The following is a 21396-nucleotide window of genomic DNA, read 5'->3' on the forward strand; positions in this document are numbered from 1 at the left end:
GAAGCTCATGCCTCGTCACGACGATACCTATCGCGCCGGCATGCCGCAGCTCAATTGCGCGGGGCTCTCGGAGAACTGGCTGCTGAAAGAGTGCGGCGACCGGCATTGGGACGCGCTCGCACGCGAAACGGCGAGCGACTTCATCTCCGACGAAGGCGGCCGCGCGTATGCCGCGTTCACGTCGATCCGGCTGCGCGCCGAAGGCATGCACGATGTGCGCGAGAACGACGCGCTCTGCATACGCACCGAGCTTTCGCGTGTGGGTCCGGTGCGGCACTTCAGCGAGCATCGCGTAAGCGGCAAAGGCGGCACGATCGCCGCGTTGTCGATGATGTCCACCTTCGTGCGACGCACCGAAGCGCGCAACAATCGCTCGGTCGCGCGGGCGAGCTTTGCGAACCTCAAAGGCGAGATCGCGCCGATGAATCCGCTCATCGCCGACATGCAGGATAGGGCGCGCAAGCTGCGCCTGCGTGAAGCAGGAGCGAGCATCGACGGAATCGCTTTGCACGAGGCGGAATGCGCGCCGGTCGAGTTTATGCCGTGCCCGTACAGCGACTTCAACGGCGCCGACTTTCTGTACTTCGCGAGCTTCCAGGCGTTCGTCGATCGTGCGGAATGGCAAACGTGGCGTCTCGCGGACTTGCCCGCGCTCGTGTCGCGCGAGCTGCATTATCACGGCAACATCAACGTCGGCGAAGGGCTGCGGGCCACGTTTCGGCGCGTGTCGATCGACGATGCGCGCATCGCGCACTGGTGCGAGATCGAGCGCACGCGCGATGGCGTGAAGATCGCCGACGTGCTGACACACAAGACACGGAGACGCGCATGAACCGCGTACCGCGCAAGCCGCTTTACACGGCGGTCGATCTGGAAGGTCTCGCGCATCTCGACTCGATGCCCGGCGCCGCGCCGTTCGTGCGCGGACCGTATCCGTCGATGTACACGACGAGACCGTGGACCCTCCGCCAGTACGCCGGTTACGCCGATGCCGCCGATTCGAACCTCGCGTTTCGCCGGGCGCTCGATCGCGGCGCGCAGGGCTTGTCCGTCGCGTTCGATCTGCCGACGCAACTCGGCTACGACTCGACCGACGATGAAGCGCGCGCCGATGTCGGTCTTGCGGGCGTGGCCATCGATACCGTCGACGACATGGCCCGTCTTTTCGAAGGCATCGCGCTAGAACGCGTCTCCGTGTCGATGACGATGAACGGCGCCGTGCTGCCCGTGCTCGCGGCGTACATCGTCGCGGCGGAGGAACGCGGCATCGCGATGGCGTCGCTCTCCGGCACCGTGCAGAACGACATCCTCAAGGAGTTCATGGTGCGCAACACCTGCGTGTTCGCGCCGGAACCGTCGATGCGAATCGTCGCGGATGTCGTGCAGTTTTTAAGCGAGCGGATGCCGCGCTTCAAGGCGCTGTCCGTTTCGGGTTATCACTTTCAGGAAGCGGGCGCGGATGCATCGCTGGAGCTGGGGCTGACGTTCGCCAACGCCCGCGCGTATGTGCGTGCGCTGCGCGCGCGCGGCCTGAACGCGGATGCCGTCTGCGAGCAACTGAGCTTTTTCTTCGGCGTCGGCGCGGACTTCTTTGCGGAGATCGCGAAGCTGCGCGCGGCGCGACTCATCTGGTCGGGCATGGCCGAAGAAGAGGGCGCGACGTCGGCGAAGAGTCGCGCGCTGCGGATGCATTGCCAGACGTCGGGCTGGTCGCTCGGCGCGACGCGCACGCAAAACAATATCGTTCGCACGACCGTCGAAGCGATGGCGGCAGTGTTCGGCGGCACGCAATCGCTGCACACGAATGCACATGACGAAGCGCTTGCGTTGCCATCGGCATCCGCTGCGCAGCTCGCACGCGACACGCAATTGATTCTTCAGCACGAGATGGGGCTGTGCGAGGTCGTCGATCCGTGGGCGGGTTCGTACATGATGGAATCGCTGACGGCGAGCGTCGCGGCTCAAGCGCGCGACATCGTCGACGAAATCGAGGCGCGCGGCGGTGCGCTCGAAGCAATTCGCACGGGCTGGGTTCATCGGCGGATTCAGGAGCGTGCGGCGGCGACGCAGGCGCGCATCGATTCGGGAACGCAGACGATCGTCGGCGCGAACGCGTTCGTTGCCGACCATGCCGACGACGATGCGCCCGCCTGTCTCGCGATCGATGGCGAACGCGTGCGCGTGCAGCAGTCGCACAGAATCGCCGACGTGCTGCGCCGGCGTGACGAATCTCGCGTGCGTGCCGCGCTCGCCGCATTGACGCGCGCCGCACGCGACGATGCCGGCAATCTGCTCGCGCTGACGATCGATTGCATGCGCGACCGCGCGACCGTGGGTGAATGCACGCGCGCGCTCGAAGCCGTGTGGCCGCGTCATGATCCGGCATCGGCGAATACGACACGCGTGTACGGAGAATGTCGCCATGACGACGCATGGCACACGGCGTGCGCTCGCGTTGCGCAACTCGGCGAAACGCTCGGCCGAAACCCACGCATGTTGATCGCGAAACTGGGACTGGACGGACACGATCGCGGCGCGAATGTCGTGGCGTGCGCGCTGGAAGATGCAGGCTTCGATGTGACGGCTACCGGATTGTTCGCATCGCCGGCGCAGGCCGCGAAGCTCGCTGCGCAACGGCCGTACGATGTCATCGGCGTCTCGTCGCTCGCCGGTGCGCACGGCACGCTCGTGCCTCGATTGCTGCGCGAGCTTGCGGAGCGCGACGTGCATACGCCGCTCGTCGTCGGCGGAATCGTGCCCGACGAAGACGCCTTCTTGCTGCGAAAGAAAGGCGTCGCCGACATATTCAATCCAGGTTCGACGATGCACGAGATCGTAGAACGGCTGGTGAAGTTGATCTGCCCGGACGCGCGCTCCGAATCGCGCCTGGTCACTTCGCAGGCCGACTTCAGATGACGTCGCTCAGCGACTTGATCCATCCGGCGATGACCACGATCCCGAGCATGGCGACGACCGTTTTGCGAACCATCGACAAGCGGTCATGTCCGTCCGAAGACCTGCGCAATGTGCCGGCGAGCGCGCCGATCATCGAAGCGGGAAGGGCGGCCAGCGACGCCACGCCGAGGTACAGCAGCACCGACGTCATGCTCGACTCGAACGTCGATTGCGCGTTGAGGTCGATGGTCACGAGGCCGCCCACGCTCATCACCGCGCCCGCGATCGATCCGGCGCACAAGCCGTAGAGCGCGTTGAACGCGCCCCGACGCGACGCCGCGATCAGCGCCGCGAGCGCCGCCGTCAGCGCGATCGGCATGACGATCGCGAAGCCGCTTTCGCCCGCGCGTTGCGCGACGTGCAGCAGCGCGGAGAAAGTCGCGTAGATCGTGCTTTCGGCATCGTGCGGAAGGAAGCGGCGAAACCGCAACAGTTCGATCCAGAGACAGAAGACGAGCCCGGCGATGATGCCCGTCGACAGCGCGCGGCCCGGTCGGAACTCGGGAAGACGCAAGCGGAATGCGTCGTCGAGAAAGACCCACGACGACGGCGCGAGCTCGCGGCGCGCGCGGCCGAACCATCGCGATGCCCACGGAAAAAGCCACGACCCGAACGCCGCGATGACCACCGGCGGCGCGACCATCACGAGCGACGTATAGAACGTCTGATGCGGCCCGAGCGTCACGATCGACATCGACGCGAACGTGCCCCACGCGAACATCCCCGCGACGCCCGCGATGGAAACCGCGCTCGTCAGCCTGAGCGCGAAAAGCGGCGAGCGGCTTCTCACGGCGACGCCAGTCCACGCGGCGGCCGAGCGCGCGATCCAGTCGCAGATCATCCAGCATCCGATGGCCGCGAGCACGAGCGCGACCGCGTGGACTTCGAGCACCGTCGTCAGCGTGTCGGCGGTCATGCGCGGCTGGGCCGGGCCGCCCCAAAGCAGCCCCGCGCCGAGCAGCATCTGATTGACGAAGTAGCCGAGCGCGAACACGGCGCCCGCCGCCGCCGTGCCCTTCACCGGATCGCGGCCGTTCAGCACCGCTGCATAGGCGCCGCGCCAGACGCCCGTCGTGAGCGCGCCGATCGCGAAGATCATCACGGCGAGCGGCACCACCGCCGACGCGATGATCGTCACGCGCAAGACCGCCGCTTGCGCTTCGCCGGGCACGAGGCCGAGCACGAGACCGTTCATCGTTTCGATGACGACGCCCGCGCCGAAGCCGATGCCGAGCGCATCCCACTTGCCGAGGCGAAAGAGCGGCGTGGTGTCGGCGAGCACGGCGCGACGCGCATCGCCGCGCGGATGCAGGCTCAGGAACGTGCGCGCGCGCTTGTTGCTGTCGTCGCGCATCCGCGCGAGCACACGATCGACGTGAACGGGCGAGCCGTCCCAATGCGACGCTTGCACGTCCGCGTAAAACTCCCTCACGCGCAGCACCGACGCGCCCGACAGCAGCACGAGCGCGCTCCACAGCCCGGTCTTTGCGAGCAGCCAGGCGGTGTCGCGTAGCGCGTGTCCGGCAAACAGAGTGACGCCGAGCAAGGGCACGACGCTCACGGTGACGAACGCGAAACACGCGGCAATCGTCATGAACGTCTTGTCGATGTCGCGGTTACGGATGTGCGCCAGTTCATGCAGGACGATCGCGCGGAAGGCGGCGCGATCCGCGTAGAAATAATTGGCGACGAACGCGCCGGAGAGCGCGACGTAATAGTCGCGGCGACGCCCGAACGTGACCGGCAGGCCGGTCGCGAGCGGATTCCAGACGAACGCGGGCGGCGGATTCAACTGCGCTTCGCCGCAAAGGGCGATGAGCGCATCGAAAAGACCGGGCGGATCGTCCTTTGCGATCGGCACGAGCCGCTGCGACTTCAGCTTCCACGCGGGAAAGCGCCAGTAGAAGACACCGGCGAGCGCGAGCGTCGCGACGATTCCCGCGACTTTCCACGCCATTTGCGGCCGCAGAAGCGCCATGCAATGCGCGAATTGCGGTGCGAACTGCACACGCATTTCCGAAGCGGACAGCACGTCCCGAGTCAGTAATCGCGGATCGAAAACGCCCGCGAACATATCCGACGCGCACGCGACGAGCTTTTCCGTCGCCTCGACGTGCAGGCTTTCCCAGAAATGCCCATAGAACTGGATGCTGACGCACACGATAAGCACGATCAGCAGATCGAACCTCAGCGCGATGTCGGACGGAAACGGCAACGGATTGAGCCGCGGCCTGCGCGTGTTCGTCGTGACGGATTGCAGCACGATTCGCTCACTTCTTCGGCAGGGCCAGTTGCGCGACGACGGCATCGGCGAGGTGCGCGGCTCGTGCGCGATCGAGACGCAGGCGCGAGCCGGCCGCGATCACATGGCGATGGACTTCGCCCAACTGTTCGGAGCTCAGGATCGCGACGGCTTCGGGTTCTTCGCCCCGGAACATCTTCCGCACGCGCGCGGACACTTCTTCGCCGATGGCCGTTTCCGCCGCCTTGAGCGCGATGCCGCCGAGGATCGGCATGATTTCCGACACGACTTGAAGCACGAGCGGCGTGAAGAGGATCGAGAACGATTCGGCGCCGAAGCCGAGCGCGGCATCGCGATTTTTCGATGCCTTCATCGCGGCGTCCGGATCGGCAAACCACGCCGCGCTCGCCGCCGCGAAAAGCGGCAGCTCGTTCGGCGCGAGCTGCATCAGGACATTGCGGGACAAGTCCCGGATCAGGTCGTGTTCGGCGGTCGAGCCCATGTGTTGTCTGAACGCGTGGCTGCGTCTTCGTGTGTGGAAGAAAAGTGTTCGTCGTTAAGGACGAAGCAGCGCATGCGGTTCTGAACCGTTGCGGTCAACACTTCTGAACAAAATGCGCGCTACCGCACGTTTCGCCGCCTTTCAGTTTGTTTTTACGATTGAAGCCCGTTCGCTGATAACACGACTAGCGCGACTGACGCGACTCAAAACAGGGCATGTTTTCGCTTCACTGGTGCTCGGTGAAAACACGCGTCACTTTCCAAACGTTTGCTTCGTAAAAACTCAATCGTCAGACAAACAGGCGCGAACCTTGCATTGATCGGGATACAAAACCGACCCTACGAAGAAGCCACATGTCCAATCCGCAAGCTATCGTCGATCTGACACATGAAGTCAAACGCCTCGCCTCGGGCAAGATCAGCGACATCAACGATATCAACCGCGAGACCACGTTCCTGGCACTGAACGCGCTGATCGAAGCTGCCCGCGCCGGCGATGCGGGCAAGGGCTTCGCTGTCGTCGCCAAGCAGGTGAAGCATGTATCGACACGCATCTCCGACATCACGGCCGGCCTCAACAAAGAGCTTGCCGGATCGCTTGCGACGCTCACGGAACTCGGCGACAGCATGATCGAGCGGATGCGATCGCTCGACGGTCAGCGGTACACGGACCTTGCGTTGAACATGATCGACATCATCGACCGCAACCTGTACGAGCGCTCCTGCGACGTGCGCTGGTGGGCGACGGACTCGGCATTGGTCGGATGTCTCGCCGATGAGCGCGCGGCGGCGCGCGATCATGCCTGCAGCCGCCTCAAGGTCATCCTGGATAGCTACACGGTTTATCGGGATCTCTGGGTCGTCGATGCGAACGGCGTGGTCGTGGCGAACGGCCGTCACTCGACTTACGCGGTGCGCGGGCAGAACGTGGCGGGCGCGGAGTGGTACAAGGCCGCAATGAAGACGGCGTCGGGCGCGCAATACGTGGCGTCGGATGTCGAGACAGTCGCGCCGCTCGACAACGCACAGGTCGCGACGTATTCGACGGCGATTCGCGAGGGCGGCGCGCCGGATGGTCGCGTGCTCGGAGCGCTCATCATCTTCTTCGACTGGGCGCCTCAAGCCGAGACCGTCGTCAAAGGCGTTCGCCTGAGCAACGAAGAGTGGGCGCGCTCGCGCTGTCTGATCCTGGATTCGTCGTTTCGGGTGATCGCCGCGTCGGATGGCAAGGGCATCCTCAACGAGCGCTTTCGCTTGCAGACGGGCGGCAAGGAATCGGGCTTCTACCGCGATGCCGGCGGTGCAGTCGTATCGTTTGCAGCGACGCCCGGTTACGAGACCTATCGCGGTCTGGGCTGGTACGGCGTCATCTGCCAGATGCCCGCATGAGACATCGGCGGTCGCTCAACGGCGCGGACTTCGCTTCTTGCGCTCGCGAAGTTCGCTGCCTGTATCGACCGGCGTGAAGGGCGCCTGAAACCGGCTGACCAGGAAATCGATGAACGCGCGCGCGCGAGCAGTCTGATTCTTCTGCCGCGGATAGTAGACGAAGAGATCGGCCGAGGGCAGCACGGTGTTCGGCATCACGAGATTGAGCCTTCCGCTTTGCACGTACTTCGCGAGATCCCATTCCGAGCGGATCAGAATGCCGTGTCCGTCGAGCGCCCAGCGAAGCACGATATCGCCGTCATTGCTCGACAGCGCGCCCTTGACCTTGATCGCCTCGATGTGGTCATTGACGATATAGCGCCACACGCCGTAGGCATCGTCGTTCTGTCGATGAATGATGCAGCGATGCCGAGCCAGTTCTTCGACGCGCTCCGGCGTGCCGTACTTCTCGAGATATTTCGGCGACGCGCATAAGAACCGCCGGTTGCTCATGATTCGCCGCGCACTGAGCCGGCTGTCCGGAAGATCGCCGAAGCGTATCGCCAGATCGAACGCGCCTTCGATCAGATCGACAGGACGGTCCGTTACTTCGAACTGGACTTCGACGCCCGGATAGCGCTTCGCGAATTCCGAAACGATCGGGGCGATGGTCGTCCGGCCGAATCCGAGCGTTGCATTGATGCGCAACGGGCCTTGCGGATCGCGGCTCGCGACCGATAACGCCTCTTCCATCTCACGCACCTGTCCGACGATGTGAGTCGCGTAGCGCAGATACGTTTCCCCTTCGGGCGTGAGGCTGACGCTGCGGGTCGTCCGGTTGACGAGGCGCACGCCGAGCCTTTGCTCGATGACGCCAAGCCGCTTGGTCGCGGCGGGCGGAGACAGATCGAGCGCACGCGCCGCCCCCGACAAACTCCTGAGCTTCGCAAGCAGGATAAAGAACTCGAAGTCGGTCGCGGTCTGCGTTTCGGTATTCACCGGATGTGAATAATGATGTGAACGGAAGTGCAGTTTAGCAGCGTTCGTCGCGGGTAAGCTACGTTCCACGTTGCAGCCGCCGGGTTGCAATACCTGCCAAGACCCTGGAGACATTGCCGTGAGAATCGTCGAAATCCGCGAGAAGACCGTACCGATCAGTTCACCCATTCGTAACGCCTACATCGACTTCAGCAAGATGACGTTGAGCGTGGTTGCCGTCATCACCGATGTCATGCGCGATGGCGAGCCGGTCGTCGGCTACGGCTTCAACTCGAACGGCCGCTACGGCCAGGGCACGCTGATGCGCGAGCGCTTCATTCCGCGCATCCTCGAAGCCGATCCCGCTTCGCTCGTGAACGACGCAGGCGACAATCTCGACCCGCACAAGATCTGGGCGACGATGTTCACGAACGAGAAGCCGGGCGGTCATGGCGAACGCTCGGTCGCCATCGGCACGATCGACATGGCGATCTGGGACGCGGTCGCGAAAATCGAGGGCAAGCCGCTATTTCAACTGCTCGCCGACCGCTATGGCGACGGTGAGCCGGACCGCAGGATTTTCGTGTACGCGGCGGGCGGTTACTACTATCCGGGCCAAGATCACGAAACGCTCAAGGACGAGATGCGCAGCTACATCGATCGGGGTTATACGGTCGTGAAGAAGAAGATCGGCGGAGCATCGCTCGATGAAGACCTGCGCCGTATCGACTCCATCCTGAGCGTGCTGCAGGACGGCCAAAAGCTCGCAGTCGATGCAAACGGCCGCTTCGACCTCGACACGGCCATTCGCTATGCAAAGGCGCTCTCGCAATACGACCTCTTCTGGTACGAAGAGCCGGGCGACCCGCTCGACTTCGAACTGCAAGCCACGCTGCGCAACTACTATGCCAATCCGATGGCCACGGGCGAAGACCTGTTCTCGATGCAGGACGCTCGCAATCTCATCCGTTACGGCGGCATGCGTGCCGACCGCGACTGGCTTCAGTTCGACTGCGCGCTGAGTTACGGTCTCGTCGAATATCTGCGCACGCTCGACATGCTGCGCGAGCACGGCTGGTCTCCGAGCCGATGCATCCCGCACGGCGGCCATCAGATGTCGCTGAACATCGCGGCGGGCTTGGGTCTCGGCGGCAACGAGTCGTATCCGGACCTGTTCCAGCCATACGGCGGCTTCCCCGACGGCGTCAAGGTCGAGAACGGCTACATCACGATGCCGGAACTGCCGGGCATCGGCTTCGAAGGCAAGTCCGATCTCATCGTCGAGATGAAGAAGCTGCTTACCTGAGCGGCAATGCGCTGCGCGCGCCGTCTACCGACTCAGCCTTCTTCCTGACCGACTGCCTTCGACACCTCCGCGGGCGTCTGAAACTGCTGATCCGGCAACGCATCGAGCGCGGACATCACGTCTTCGCTTGCGCCGTTGCTGCGCGCGGTTTCGACGAGCGTCTGCTTGTCGGCGGGATAGTCGACGCCCTTCAAGGCTTTCTGCATGTCGATGAACACGCTGTTGGAACCGCCGGAGGATGAGTTGCTTGCCATGATTCGCTCCCTTGATCGATGAATCATGGGCTTCGACAGCAGCCGTTGTGCCTGTCCAGCGCGGGGCACGGCATCGCAATTGCTGACATATGCCGCGAATCGACCATTTACTCAGGAGGCTTCCATGAAGGCACATTCGGCTCTCGTTACACTCGTCGCGGCAGGTTTCATCGGCGCGGCGCCTATCACCGTGCTGGCACAGACGCAGGCAGCGAGCACCACCCAGGCCAACGACCTGCCGGCGGTGGACAAGGCTTTCGTACAGGCCGCCAGCGAGTCGAGCTCGACCGAGATCGACACGGCCAAGCTGGCGACCAGCCAGTCGCAGGACAAGGACGTGAAAAGCTTCGCGCATCACATGATGATCGATCATACGAAGCTGACGATGCAGCTGAAGATGGCGGCGCCGCATGGCGTCGAAGTGCCGAAGGACAATTCGGACACGACGGTTATCGATGCGCTCAAGCCGCTCAAGGGCAAGGAATTCGACACCATGTACATTCAGAAGGTCGGCGTCGAAGGGCATCAGAAGGCCGTCGCCGCTTTCCAGAAGGAAGCGCAGGAAGGCCAGAACGCCGACCTCAAGAAGGCGGCGCAGAAGGCGCTGCCGACCATCCAGAAGCACCTGAAGATGGCGCAGGATCTCGCCGCGAAGAAGGGCGTGCAATAAGCCCGGCTGACGGTTTCGGAGCACCGAAGCCGAAGCGATGGACGAAGCCCCGCGCGGAACCACGCGGGGCTGCTTTTTCTTGCGAGCTCGCTGGCGCGTCTACGAGGCAGCGCGGGTTCGCCGGATTCATCAGACCGAACGGGTAACGCATGTCAGATACACGAACCGGATCCCTGCTCTCGCGCCGGGCGATAGCCGGCGGCGCGGCTGTCGCGTCGATCGGTCTTGCCGCATGGACGGCCATGCGAGCGCGGCGCGCGGAACGCGACTTTCCGCCCACGGGCCAATTCATCGATGTCGATGGCGTGCGCCTCCACTATCTCGACGAAGGAGAAGGCCCGGTCGTCGTCCTGCTGCATGGCAATCTGGTCGCGTCGCAAGACTTCGTGGCGAGCGGATTGTTCGAGCGGCTCGCCCGGCGTCACCGCGTAATCGCCTTCGATCGTCCCGGCTTCGGGCACAGCGAGCGGCCGCGCGCGCGCATCTGGACGCCGCAGGCTCAGGCCACGTCGATCCAGCTTGCGCTTAAAAGGCTGGGACTGACGCAAGCGGTGGTCGTCGGTCATTCGCTCGGCAGTCTCGTCGCAGCGGCGATGGCGCTCGAACCACGTCTGGACATTCGCGGGCTCACGCTGATCTCGGGTTACTACTATCCCACTGCGCGCGCGGACGTTGCGATCAGCGCGCCCGCGGCCATGCCGATCGTCGGCGATGTGCTGCGCTACACCGTGTCGCCGATCGTCGCTCGCATGATGTACGGCCGCACGGTGCAGGCCATGTTCGCGCCGCGCGCCGTACCCGATACCTTTCACGGCCATGTACCGCGCGAACTGGTCTTGCGCCCGTCGCAGATGCGCGCGACGGCAGAGGACGCCGCTTGCATGATTCCGGCCGCGGCATCGATGTCCGGGCGATACGGCGAGATCGACGTGCCGGTTCGCATTTTTGCCGGCAGCGACGACGCAATCGTCGATACGGACTCGCAGTCGGGCCGTCTTTACAAGGACATCGCACAAAGCGCGCTTTCGATCATGCCGGGCCTCGGGCACATGGTGCATTACGACGACGCGGGCCGCATCGGCGACGCCATCGAGACGATGGCGCTCGAATAGCCGCGACTGCGCATCCAGAACCGTTAGGCAAGCTGATCAAGATTGCACGGCACGCGAATTGCGCGGAGAGAAGCGGGCGCCGGTCGAGCCGGCGCGTCCCATCAACCCGATCCCGAACCGGAGGCATCATGGCATCGAAAACGTTGCAGGACCTTTTCATTCATGCACTTTCCGACGTGTACAGCGCCGAGAAGCAACTGACGAGAGCGCTGCCGAAGCTCGCACGGGCGACGACCAACGGGCAACTGAAGCAGGCGTTCGAGACGCATCTGGAGGAAACGAACGGGCAGATCGAGCGCATCGATCAGGTGGTCGAACTGTTCGGCGTCAAGTTGAAGCGCATCAAATGTGCGGCGATGGAAGGTCTCGTCGAGGAAGCGCAGGACGAAATCGAAACCTTCGAGCAGGGCCCGATTCGCGACGCCGCGTTGATCGCTGCCGCGCAAAAGGTCGAGCACTACGAGATCGCGACCTACGGCACGCTGGCGACGCTCGCGAAGCAACTCGGCAACGAGGACGCGATGAAACTTTTGCTCGATACCTTGCAGGAAGAGAAGGCCACGGACGAGAAACTGACCCAGCTCGCGAAGACGCAACTCGCCGAGGAAGTGCAGCAAAAGGGCTGAAATTCGTTCACTCTGGAGATGAAGATGGCAGGCGACAATTCATACAAGCCGGGCGAGATCGTGAAGGTCTCGGGTATCTACTCGGTGGTCCACGATGACGGCAAGGACACGTTCGAAGTGACCTGCGTGGAAGGCGAGCACTTTCCGCCTACCCGGAGCGGAAAAGGCGCGCACTTCGAGCTGAAGTACGGCGCCACGCATGCTCACAAGCATGGAAATCTCAAAGGAACGGAAGCCCGGTCCTGATCGACGCCTTGCCGTAAGCGCGACATCGACGCACGCCGACAGGGTTCGGCGTGCGTCGTTTTCTTTGCGGCTGTCACACGACATGCCGGGCTCCCGCAGTGGCATACGAACTGCTAACAGCATCGCAACAGACCAGAACCTTTCGGAAGGCCGAATCATGGACATTCCCCGTCAGGCCGTGTCATTCCTCACCTCGCGCGGACTCATGCTCGCGACAGCCGAATCGTGTACCGGCGGATTCATCGCCTCGCTGGTGTCGTCGGTGCCCGGCAGCGGAAGCTGTCTCGACGTGGGCTTCGTCACGTACTCGCCGACTGGCAAGGCGGGCTTCCTCGGCGTGCGCGAGGACACCATGCAGCAGCATGGGCTGACGAGCGAAGCCGTCGCGCGCGAGATGTCGGAGGGCGCGCTGCGGCAGGAAGCATGTTGCGCGCAGATCGCGGTATCGAATACGGGCGTCGCCGATGCGGTGCCCGACGGACCGCCATCGGGTACGCAGTGCTTCGCGTGGTCGTATCGTGCGCGCGATGGCACCATCGTCACCTTCAGCGAGACGAAGAAATTCGAAGGCGAACGCAACGATGTCCGGCGCGAAGCGGCGCTTTATGCGCTATCGCGCATCGAACACTACTTCGATCAGCAGCACGCACAGCGAGTCAGGGAGAAACGATGAACGAGCAAGCTACCGATTGGCGCAGCTGGCAGGCAGCCGTGATTCGCGAACTGGGTGTCGCGAGCGATTTCGACGTCGAAGCCGAGCGCGAGCGGCGCATCGACTTTCTTTGCAGCTATCTCTCATCGCAGGGACTTCGCACTTACGTACTGGGGATCAGCGGCGGCGTGGATTCGTCGACGGCGGGGCGCCTCGCGCAACTGAGCGTCGAACGTCTTCGCGCGAGCGGTTATGACGCGCACTTCGTCGCGCTGAGACTGCCCTATGGCACGCAGCGCGATGAGGAAGACGCCCGGCTCGCGCTCGATTTCATACGTCCGGACGAAACGCTGACCGTCAACGTCAAGGGCCCATCCGACGCCATGCTCGCGGCGCTCAAAGAGGGTGGCGCGCAGTACACGGACGACTTCCAGGAAGACTTCGTGCTCGGCAACATCAAGGCGCGCGAGCGCATGATCGCGCAGTACGCCGTTGCGGGCGCGCGGGTGGGCGTCGTCATCGGCACCGATCACGCGGCCGAATCGCTGATGGGATTCTTCACGAAGTTCGGCGACGGCGGCGCGGACGTGCTGCCCTTGTCGGGTCTGAACAAGCGCCGCGTGCGTGCGCTTGCGCGTTCGATGGGCGCGGTGGATCGCCTCGTGATGAAAGTGCCGACAGCCGATCTCGAATCGCTTACGCCGCAACGCCCCGACGAGGATAGCTATGGCGTGAGCTATGAAGACATCGACAACTTTCTGGAGGGCAAGGAAGTCAGCGAAGAAGTGCTGCTGACCATTCGCCGCTTCTATACGGCGACGCGCCACAAGCGCGCGCTGCCGGTCGAAGTGCCGCGCGAAGACCGCTCTGCTTGAGGCATGGCGTGCGTGTTCATCACCTCAACTGCATATCGAGTTGTCCGCTCGGCGGCAAGATCTTCGATGGCCGCACGCCCGGCCTTCTGCGCCGGGGCGAACTGACGTGCCATTGCCTGCTCGTCGAAACGGGCGAAGGGCTCGTTCTGATCGATACAGGCTTCGGATTGCGCGATGTCGCCGATCCGCGCAGCCGCCTGTCGGCGTTCTTCCTGCTGATGCTCAAGCCGGACTTTCGCGAGGAGATGACCGCGCTACGCCAGATCGAACGGCTGGGCTTTTCGGCCAGCGACGTGCGGCATATCGTGCTCAGTCATCTCGACTTCGATCATGCGGGCGGCCTCGATGATTTCCCGCACGCGAAGGTGCATATGCTGCGCATCGAGCGCGACTATGCGGTGCGTCAGCAGACGTGGCTCGATCGGCAGCGCTTCAGACCTCAACGATGGTCGACGCAGCCGAACTGGCAACTTCACGACGCCACCGCCGGCGACCGCTGGCATGGCTTCGAATGCGTGCGGCCGCTCTCGGATTCGTTGGACGATATCGCACTCGTGCCGCTCAGAGGACACACCTTCGGTCATGCGGGCATCGCGGTACGCAAGGAAAACGGTTGGCTGCTGCTGGCGGCCGACGCGTATTTCTTTCATACGGAGATGGATCTCGAACATCCGCGCTGTACACCGGGACTGGCGTTCTATCAATGGATGATGGAAAAGGACCGCGCGGCGCGGCTAAGGAATCAGGCGAGGCTGCGTGAGCTGTGCGCCAGCGTCGATTCGCGCGGCAAGCTCGACGTGTTTTGCAGCCACGACCCGATCGAATTCGAGCGCATGGCCGGACGATCGGCGGGCATTCCGGCCGACGCTTTCATACGGCCCGCGCGCTCTTGGGCGTAACGCGGCATGTCGCATGCTCTCCCGGTTTGGTCCAACCATAACCGGCGAGATCATCATGCGAGTACAGCTCAAACCACTCAGCGAACAAGTGATCGTCATCACGGGGGCGACGAGCGGTATCGGTCTCGTCACCGCGAGAATGGCGGCGAAGCGCGGCGCGCGCCTCATGCTCGTGGCGCGCGACGAAGCGGCGCTCAAGGCGCTGTCGGACGAGTTATCGCACGGTGACACCCAGCGAGCGGCTTACGCCGTTGCGGACGTGGGCGACGCGGCGCAGTTGCAGGCCGCAGCCGATGCGGCCATCGCGCGATTCGGGCGCTTCGATACATGGATCAACAATGCGGGCGTATCGCTCTATGGCCGATGTACCGACGTCCCGCTCGAAGACCAGCGCAAGCTCTTCGATACGAATTTCTGGGGCATCGTGAACGGCTCGCTCAGTGCGTTGAAGCATCTGCGCGAGCATGGCGGCGCTTTGATCAATCTCGGCAGTGAACTGTCGGATGTCGCCATTCCGCTGCAAGGGGCATATGTCGCGTCGAAACATGCGGTGAAGGGCTATACCGATGCGTTGCGCATCGAGCTGGAAAACGATCGTGCGCCGGTGTCCGTCACGCTCATCAAGCCTGCGGGAATCGACACGCTCTTCGTCGAGCACGCGCGAAACTATCTCACGCACGAGCCGAAGCTGCCGCAACCGGTCTATGCGCCCGAGGTGGTCGCTAAAGCGATATTGCATTGCGCCGAGGTGCCCGAGCGCGATGTCCATGTCGGTGGGGCGTCGCGCGCGATGGCGTCGTTCGGCCAGCGCGCACCGCGACTGTATGACAGGCTGGTCAGTCTCGTCGGCGTGAAGGCGCAACTCACGCGGCAGCCTCATGGCGAAGGCGACGCGTTGTATGAAGGGGCGGGCAGTCTGCGCGAACGGTCGGGCCGCAACGGCAAGGTGCGCGAGCGAAGCCTTTACACCGATGCGCGCATCGATCCGCCCGGCACGCGCGGCGTGGCGATGGGCGTCGCCGCCTTGCTGCTGCTCGACGCCGGCCGCCGCTATCTTCGGGCGACGCGCAAACCGAGGTTCGAGTAAGCGCGTCGTCGAGTCATCTTCGAGATCAGCGAGAGGACGGCGATGCGCCGGCGGGCTCGCCTCCCGGCAATTCGTTGCCGCCCATGCCAGGCTCGGTCGCCAGTTGCTGCTGCGCGACGATCCAGAACTCGTCCGAGCGGCCTTCAGGGCCGCCCGCTTCTTCCCAAAGCCGATAAGCGAGTGCCCGAATCTGTTCTTCGCTAGCCGGGACGTCCATGATGCTTTCCTCCTTTTCAGCGAACGAGCGATGCTCAGCGCGCGGCGAGCATGCCCACGACCACGCCGACCAGCGCGGCCATCGTGATCGCCTTCCACGGATTCTCGTGCACGAAGTCGTCGGTCGTATCGGCGGCGGCGCGGTACTTTCGGGTCATCGCGTCTTGCATGTCGGCGAACCGGGCCTTCGCATCGGAGCGCAGATTGCTCGTCGACGTTGCATCGTTGCCTGCATCCCATGACTTCGATGCTTCGCGAAAGCTGCTGTGGTCTCCATTCGAGGATGTCATGTTGTCGCTCGTCGGGAATTCATAGGCGCTGTCGGCTCTTTCGGTCTTGATAGCGTTGACGGGTTCGAGCGCGCGGTCGTTGTCAGCCATGCTTGCCTCCACTGGAAATCGTTTGAATGCGATGAAGTCGCGGTGCGCGTCGAGAGACGCGCATGTGCGTGGCGCAATCGGCGTGCCGTCCTGACGAAACGAAAGTCCCGCGTGTATGGCATACCCGTTGCTCCATGATTCGCCGACTTTCATCGCTAATGGAGCGTACAAATGTTTCCCGTTCTGATGCAGCCTTTCTTCTCCGTCGCGCGCACGAATCTCGAGACGGGCTTGCGCGCCGCTTCCAGTTTTGCGGTCGGTTTCCGGCAACTCGGAGAACTGAACGAAAAGACGATGCAATCCGCGCTCGCCGATGTGCGCGTTCAGTGGAGCGCGCCGCAGGCCAGCGAAGCGCAGCCTGCATTGCCGGTCGCGTTCCTGTCGTACGCAGGCGATCTGCTGTCGATCATCGCCGCGACAGCCGCCGATGTCATCGATGCAATAGGCGCCACGTCATCGCAGCCGGACGCGGGCGCGCCGAAACTCGTGCTCGCGGAATCGATCGAGCCGCCGGCATCGGTGAGCGCATCGGGCGAGACCGCAATCGTCGACGCGACCGGCGCGGTCGTGGCCCACGTCCCCAAGTAAAGCAAACGACAGGCACGACGACTGCTGCGTTGCCGGCAACGCATCCTTCTTCCATCGAATGAACACATCCTCCTCGCCGCCGCCCGCGCGGCATCGTTCGCCTTCGTCCGTGCCGAAGTGGATCACGATCGTCTTTCTCGTTCTGTCGGGGCTTTACATGGCCGTCGGCGGCGGATGGCTGATCGCGGTGGGCGGCTCGCCATACTACGTGGTCGCCGGCGTGGCGATGCTCGTGATCGCGTGGCTCGTCTGGCGCGCCAATGGCCTCGCACTGTGGCTCTACGCGGCGCTGTTGCTCGGCACACTGATATGGGCGATCGTCGAGTCGGGCTTCGACTTCTGGGCGCTCGCGCCGCGTCTCGATGTGCTTGTCATCGTCGGCATATGGATGGTGCTGCCATTCGTGCTGCGCATCTTTACGTGGCCCCGGCAGTCCGGCGCACTCGCGCTCGGTGCGACCATCGTGCTGTCGGGCATCGCGCTCGCATATGCGGTGTTCAACGATCCGCAGGAGCTGGACGGCACGGTGCGCGCGGCGCCGTCGGCTGCCGCCACTGCGCCCGCGCAGCAAGATGGCGACTGGCGCGCTTACGGCAATACGCAGACCGGCACGCGCTATTCGCAACTCGCGCAGATCAACGCGGGCAACGCGCACGAACTGAAGGAAGCCTGGCGCTTTCGCACGGGCGACATGAAAGGCCCGAACGATCCGGTCGAAATCACCGATGAAGTGACGCCGCTCGCCATCGACGGCACGCTCTTCTTCTGCACGCCGCATCAGAATGCGATCGCGCTCGATGGCGCCACGGGCAAGGAGAAATGGCGCTTCGATCCGAAGCTCAAGCCCGATCCGAGTTTCCAGCACGTGACTTGCCGCGGCGTGTCGTACTACGAGACGCCCGCCGCCGAGCAGGCGCGCGCCGCCGGCAACACGACGAATCTGCCGATGTGCGCGCGCCGCATCGTGTTGCCCGTCAACGATGGGCGTCTCTTCGAACTCGACGCCGCGAGCGGGAAGCCGTGCCCCGAGTTCGCGACGAACGGCGTGCTCGATCTTCAGCATCTGCAGCCGGTCAAGACGCCCGGCCAGTACGAGCCGACGTCGCCGCCGATCGTCACGTCGAAAGTGATCGTCGTCGCGGGCGCGGTCACGGACAACTACGGCACGCGCGAGCCGTCGGGCGTGATCCGTGGTTTCGACGTGAACACCGGCAAGCTGCTGTGGGCCTTCGATCCCGGCGCGCACGACCCGAACGCGATCCCCGACGATCAGCATAGCTACACGCAGAACTCGCCGAACTCGTGGGCGCCCGCTGCCTACGATGCGAAGCTCGATCTCGTCTATCTGCCGATGGGCGTGACGACCCCCGATATCTGGGGCGGCAACCGCACGCCCGATCAGGAGCGCTATGCGAGCGGGCTGCTCGCGCTCAACGCATCGACGGGCAAGCTCGCGTGGTTCTATCAGACCGTGCATCACGATCTCTGGGACATGGACCTGCCCGCGCAGCCGACCATCGCGGATATCAGGGATCAGAGCGGCAACATCGTTCCGGCGATCTACGCACCGGCTAAGACCGGCAACATCTTCGTGCTCGACCGTCGCACCGGCAAGCCGATCGTGCCCGCGCCCGAGCAGCCGGTCCCGCAAGGCGCGGCGAAGGGCGATCGCCTCTCGCCGACGCAACCGTTCTCGCAGCTCACTTTCCGGCCCGCAAAGAACCTGACCGACGCGGACATGTGGGGCGCGACGATGTACGACCAGCTCATGTGCCGCGTGATCTTTCATCGGCTGAAGTACGAAGGGCCGTTCACGCCGCCGTCCGAGCAGGGCACGCTCGTGTTCCCCGGCAATCTCGGCATGTTCGAATGGGGCGGGCTCGCCGTCGATACGGACCGACGCATCGCCATCGCCAATCCGATCGCGCTACCGTTCGTCTCGAAGCTCGTGCCGCGCGGCCCCGGCAACCCGATCGATCCGCCGCAAGCGGGCCAGGCGGGCACCGGCACCGAAGTCGGCATTCAGCCGCAATACGGCGTGCCGTATGGCGTGGAGCTGAATCCTTTCCTGTCTCCGCTGCGTCTGCCTTGCAAGCAACCCGCGTGGGGTTATGTCGCCGCGCTCGATCTCGACACGAACAAGGTGATCTGGAAGAAACGCATCGGCACGACGCGCGATGCATCGCCGATTCCGGTTCCGTTCCGCATGGGTATGCCGATGCTGGGCGGACCGATGACGACCGCCGGGCACGTCTTCTTCATCGGCGCGACGCAGGACGATTACCTGCGCGCCTTCAGCACCGACACCGGTGAAAAGCTCTGGGAAGCGCGTTTGCCCGCCGGCGGCCAAGCCACCCCGATGACCTACGAAGCGAACGGCAAGCAGTACGTGCTGATCGCGGCGGGCGGTCACGGCTCGTTTCTGACGAAGCTCGGCGATTACGTGATCGCGTATGCGCTGCCGGACAAGCATTGACCGCGACTCGTCCCGCCTGATCTATCGATTCGGGCGGGACGCGGAGCCCGGCTAGTCGCCTTGCTCGTCGAGGTTCTTGCTCGATGAATTCGATCCTTCCGTGTCCGGTTTCGACGACTGGTCTTTTCCGGACTCGGTTCTCGATACGCCCAGGTCATCGAGCTTTTTGTCGATTTTTTCCTTGTCGCCGCGGTCCAGCGCTTCGCGAGCCGCGCGGTCTTTTTCGCGCTCGTCCTCTGCATTGGCTGCGTTGTTTTCCGGCTGGTTCATGCTTTCGTCTCGGTGGTCGATATCAGGGATGGGATCATGCGGACGCGTCATCGCGTATTGAGCCGCACGAAAGCGTCGATCCAGTCGCGGGCCCAGATCCTTGCGTACGCGATCGCGTCTTCGCGCGTGTCGAATCCGGCAAGATCGCCGCTCATGAAGATCTGGCCCTCGCTTCCGTTTTCCGCGGGCATGGTGATTCGCGCGTGGGCCATGAACTCGCCGTCTGCCCGGCGCGGGGTGGGATCGATGTCGAAAGTAAGGGAAGTGGGGCCCATGGCGTTGCTCCGGCTGACATCTGATCGGACGCGGCGACGTCGCGCTTCCTTACATCAGCATTGATCGGGCTTGGCAGGATCGGCTCCGGTACGCTCGCGCCTCACGACGCCGATCACCAGCGCAGCAGCCTGGGCCCGAGCCAAGCGCCGATGCCCGCGGGCAGCATCATGCCGATTGCGTACCACACGCTCCAGAACGCCGGGCTCATCTCCGGGCAATGCAGGCAATAGGCGACGGTGGCGATCGCGCTCGCGAGCAGACCGGCGACCGCGCCCACGAGGCGAAGGCGTGTGGGCGCGAGACTCTTCATCGCCCAGAACACGGCGGGAAAAGTCGGGACCGACAGCAGCAGAATGTTGAACGGACACGTACGCCACGACTGGCCGAGCACGATGGGCAGACGTTCGGCCGGCGCGGCGCCCTCGAGCACCAGCCAGCCCGCGAGCCACACCGCGACGAACGGCACGCCGACGAGCGCCCACGCATAACCCGCACGAACGCCCGGACGCCCGAGCCGCGTCACGGCGATGAACGCGCCGATCGCCACCACGAACGGATACGCCATCTTGGCCCAGAACACCGGCGTGCGCGCGATGCTCGCGAGATCCGGCCGCACGCCGTAGACGATGGCCATCAGGATCACCGAGCCGAGCGCGCCCAGCAGCAGCGCCCTGGCGAAGCGCCGCGCCACCGCGCCGCGATCGATGCGCGTCACCTGATTCGAGAGCAGCCCGATGAGGTCGTCGGTTTTCATCGCAACCCCCGAAGCCGTGCGGCGAGCGCCTTGAGCCCACGATGCACGCCGACCTTGACCGCCGATTCCGACAGCCCCGTGATGCGCGCGGTTTCCATCACCGACAAGCCTTCGAGTTTCATATGCACGATCGGCAGGCGCTGCTTGTCCGGTAAGTCCTCCAGCAATTTGCCTATGTCGCGCCGCGCTTGCGCGGGTTCGTCGTCGGAGACGGCGAGCAAGTCGGCATAGTCGTCGATGGGATCGTTCAGGGATTCGCGGCGTGCGCGCGAGCGGAAATAGTCCATCAGCTTGTAGCGCGCGATTGCGTGCAGCCACGCGGTCAGCGGTTCGTCGGTGCGATAGGTGTGACGCGCATTATGCACGGCGAGCAGAATGTCCTGGACGAGATCTTCGACATCGTCGCGATGCTGCGGAATGCGTCTGCGCAGATAGCCGCGCAAGTGCCGCGTAAGCGCCTGCAGAAAATCGCGGTATGCGTTCGGGTCGCCATCGAGTCCGGCGATGAAAAGCACTCTCAGGCGGTTTTCCGCTTCTTGCAAGATGGTTCCCGTATTGGCGAGACGGCCGGACGGCGATTCATACACGGCGCCTGACGTGCGCGTACGGGGCGCGGACGCGTCGTGTGTCAGATCGGGCGCTTCAGAATAGACGAAGCCGTGATG

Annotated in this window: 24 protein-coding genes; 14 read left to right on the forward strand and 10 right to left on the reverse strand. The window is 63.9% G+C overall.

Annotated features, from left to right (window positions below):
• Nucleotides 1-7 precede the first annotated feature (7 nt).
• Both NCS67_RS31095 and scpA read left to right on the forward strand, forming a co-directional pair.
• Nucleotides 8-832, forward strand: a complete 825-nt coding sequence (locus tag NCS67_RS31095) for a Pnap_2097 family protein (protein ID WP_250437868.1) — start codon at nucleotides 8-10, stop codon at nucleotides 830-832.
• The gene (gene scpA / locus NCS67_RS31100) at nucleotides 829-2916 is read left to right on the forward strand and encodes a methylmalonyl-CoA mutase (protein ID WP_250437869.1); all 2088 of its coding nucleotides are present in this window, start codon (nucleotides 829-831) and stop codon (nucleotides 2914-2916) included. The genes NCS67_RS31095 and scpA overlap by 4 nt, the downstream gene beginning before the upstream one ends.
• Here scpA and NCS67_RS31105 read toward each other — a convergent pair.
• Together NCS67_RS31105 and NCS67_RS31110 are read right to left on the reverse strand one after the other, a co-directional pair.
• A complete protein-coding gene (locus tag NCS67_RS31105) occupies nucleotides 2909-5218 on the reverse strand; it encodes a M48 family metalloprotease (RefSeq protein WP_250437870.1) in 2310 nt (769 codons plus the stop codon). The genes scpA and NCS67_RS31105 overlap by 8 nt on opposite strands.
• A gap of 7 nt (nucleotides 5219-5225) precedes the next feature.
• Nucleotides 5226-5699, reverse strand: a complete 474-nt coding sequence (locus tag NCS67_RS31110; protein ID WP_250437871.1) for a hypothetical protein — start codon at nucleotides 5697-5699, stop codon at nucleotides 5226-5228.
• A gap of 353 nt (nucleotides 5700-6052) precedes the next feature.
• Between NCS67_RS31110 and NCS67_RS31115 the strand changes: the two genes are divergently transcribed.
• Nucleotides 6053-7087: a methyl-accepting chemotaxis protein gene (locus NCS67_RS31115; RefSeq protein WP_008345706.1), complete on the forward strand. Its 1035-nt coding sequence runs from the start codon at nucleotides 6053-6055 to the stop codon at nucleotides 7085-7087.
• A gap of 15 nt (nucleotides 7088-7102) precedes the next feature.
• Here the strand turns inward: NCS67_RS31115 and NCS67_RS31120 are convergent, their stop codons facing one another.
• Nucleotides 7103-8065, reverse strand: a complete 963-nt coding sequence (locus tag NCS67_RS31120) for a LysR family transcriptional regulator (protein ID WP_250437872.1) — start codon at nucleotides 8063-8065, stop codon at nucleotides 7103-7105.
• Between the two features lie 118 nt (nucleotides 8066-8183).
• On the opposite strand from NCS67_RS31120, the gene NCS67_RS31125 reads away from it, so the two are divergent.
• The gene (locus tag NCS67_RS31125) at nucleotides 8184-9350 is read left to right on the forward strand and encodes a mandelate racemase/muconate lactonizing enzyme family protein (protein WP_350029149.1); all 1167 of its coding nucleotides are present in this window, start codon (nucleotides 8184-8186) and stop codon (nucleotides 9348-9350) included.
• Nucleotides 9351-9382: 32 nt separating this feature from the next.
• Here the strand turns inward: NCS67_RS31125 and NCS67_RS31130 are convergent, their stop codons facing one another.
• Nucleotides 9383-9604 (reverse strand): DUF2795 domain-containing protein, encoded by a 222-nt coding sequence (locus NCS67_RS31130; RefSeq protein WP_008345700.1) that lies wholly within the window; start codon nucleotides 9602-9604, stop codon nucleotides 9383-9385.
• Nucleotides 9605-9728: 124 nt separating this feature from the next.
• Between NCS67_RS31130 and NCS67_RS31135 the strand changes: the two genes are divergently transcribed.
• The 8 genes from NCS67_RS31135 (at nucleotide 9729) to NCS67_RS31170 (ending at nucleotide 15771) form a co-directional block, all read left to right on the forward strand.
• A complete protein-coding gene (locus NCS67_RS31135) occupies nucleotides 9729-10274 on the forward strand; it encodes a DUF4142 domain-containing protein (RefSeq protein ID WP_008345698.1) in 546 nt (181 codons plus the stop codon).
• A gap of 149 nt (nucleotides 10275-10423) precedes the next feature.
• Complete coding sequence (locus NCS67_RS31140) at nucleotides 10424-11386, forward strand: alpha/beta fold hydrolase (protein ID WP_250437873.1); 963 nt, start codon at nucleotides 10424-10426, stop codon at nucleotides 11384-11386.
• Between the two features lie 128 nt (nucleotides 11387-11514).
• The gene (locus NCS67_RS31145; RefSeq protein ID WP_008345694.1) at nucleotides 11515-12012 is read left to right on the forward strand and encodes a YciE/YciF ferroxidase family protein; all 498 of its coding nucleotides are present in this window, start codon (nucleotides 11515-11517) and stop codon (nucleotides 12010-12012) included.
• Between the two features lie 24 nt (nucleotides 12013-12036).
• Nucleotides 12037-12258 carry a hypothetical protein gene (locus NCS67_RS31150; RefSeq protein WP_008345692.1) on the forward strand — a complete coding sequence of 74 codons (222 nt, stop codon included), beginning with the start codon at nucleotides 12037-12039 and terminating at the stop codon, nucleotides 12256-12258.
• A 157-nt stretch (nucleotides 12259-12415) separates the two neighbouring features.
• Nucleotides 12416-12931, forward strand: coding sequence for a CinA family protein (locus NCS67_RS31155; protein ID WP_008345691.1), 516 nt, complete (start codon nucleotides 12416-12418; stop codon nucleotides 12929-12931).
• Nucleotides 12928-13785 (forward strand): NAD(+) synthase, encoded by an 858-nt coding sequence (nadE, locus tag NCS67_RS31160; protein ID WP_250437874.1) that lies wholly within the window; start codon nucleotides 12928-12930, stop codon nucleotides 13783-13785. The genes NCS67_RS31155 and nadE overlap by 4 nt, the downstream gene beginning before the upstream one ends.
• A gap of 8 nt (nucleotides 13786-13793) precedes the next feature.
• Nucleotides 13794-14684: an MBL fold metallo-hydrolase gene (locus NCS67_RS31165; protein WP_250437875.1), complete on the forward strand. Its 891-nt coding sequence runs from the start codon at nucleotides 13794-13796 to the stop codon at nucleotides 14682-14684.
• 55 nt (nucleotides 14685-14739) lie between these two features.
• Nucleotides 14740-15771: an SDR family oxidoreductase gene (locus NCS67_RS31170; protein ID WP_175982158.1), complete on the forward strand. Its 1032-nt coding sequence runs from the start codon at nucleotides 14740-14742 to the stop codon at nucleotides 15769-15771.
• A 25-nt stretch (nucleotides 15772-15796) separates the two neighbouring features.
• On the opposite strand, the gene NCS67_RS31175 is transcribed toward NCS67_RS31170, so the two are convergent.
• Nucleotides 15797-15988 carry a DUF2934 domain-containing protein gene (locus NCS67_RS31175; protein WP_250437876.1) on the reverse strand — a complete coding sequence of 64 codons (192 nt, stop codon included), beginning with the start codon at nucleotides 15986-15988 and terminating at the stop codon, nucleotides 15797-15799.
• Between the two features lie 34 nt (nucleotides 15989-16022).
• The gene (locus tag NCS67_RS31180) at nucleotides 16023-16367 is read right to left on the reverse strand and encodes an ElaB/YgaM/YqjD family protein (RefSeq protein ID WP_061164684.1); all 345 of its coding nucleotides are present in this window, start codon (nucleotides 16365-16367) and stop codon (nucleotides 16023-16025) included.
• A 171-nt stretch (nucleotides 16368-16538) separates the two neighbouring features.
• On the opposite strand from NCS67_RS31180, the gene NCS67_RS31185 reads away from it, so the two are divergent.
• Nucleotides 16539-16955: a hypothetical protein gene (locus NCS67_RS31185; RefSeq protein ID WP_250437877.1), complete on the forward strand. Its 417-nt coding sequence runs from the start codon at nucleotides 16539-16541 to the stop codon at nucleotides 16953-16955.
• 58 nt (nucleotides 16956-17013) lie between these two features.
• Entirely contained in the window at nucleotides 17014-19431 is a 2418-nt protein-coding gene (locus tag NCS67_RS31190; protein ID WP_008345677.1) for a glucose/quinate/shikimate family membrane-bound PQQ-dependent dehydrogenase, read from the forward strand.
• Between the two features lie 51 nt (nucleotides 19432-19482).
• Here NCS67_RS31190 and NCS67_RS31195 read toward each other — a convergent pair whose 3' ends face one another.
• From NCS67_RS31195 to NCS67_RS31210, 4 genes are all read right to left on the reverse strand, one after another.
• On the reverse strand, nucleotides 19483-19752 hold the full coding sequence (locus tag NCS67_RS31195) for a hypothetical protein (RefSeq protein ID WP_250437878.1): 270 nt from the start codon (nucleotides 19750-19752) through the stop codon (nucleotides 19483-19485).
• Nucleotides 19749-19976: a hypothetical protein gene (locus NCS67_RS31200; protein ID WP_008345673.1), complete on the reverse strand. Its 228-nt coding sequence runs from the start codon at nucleotides 19974-19976 to the stop codon at nucleotides 19749-19751. Before NCS67_RS31200 ends, NCS67_RS31195 begins: the two co-directional genes overlap by 4 nt.
• 113 nt (nucleotides 19977-20089) lie before the next feature.
• Nucleotides 20090-20731 carry a DUF1109 domain-containing protein gene (locus NCS67_RS31205; protein WP_008345671.1) on the reverse strand — a complete coding sequence of 214 codons (642 nt, stop codon included), beginning with the start codon at nucleotides 20729-20731 and terminating at the stop codon, nucleotides 20090-20092.
• Nucleotides 20728-21273 carry a sigma-70 family RNA polymerase sigma factor gene (locus NCS67_RS31210; protein ID WP_033535687.1) on the reverse strand — a complete coding sequence of 182 codons (546 nt, stop codon included), beginning with the start codon at nucleotides 21271-21273 and terminating at the stop codon, nucleotides 20728-20730. Before NCS67_RS31210 ends, NCS67_RS31205 begins: the two co-directional genes overlap by 4 nt.
• Between the last annotated feature and the right edge of the window lie 123 nt (nucleotides 21274-21396).

The sequence above is a fragment of the Caballeronia sp. ATUFL_F2_KS9A genome, assembly GCF_023630765.1.
GTDB lineage: Bacteria > Pseudomonadota > Gammaproteobacteria > Burkholderiales > Burkholderiaceae > Caballeronia > Caballeronia zhejiangensis.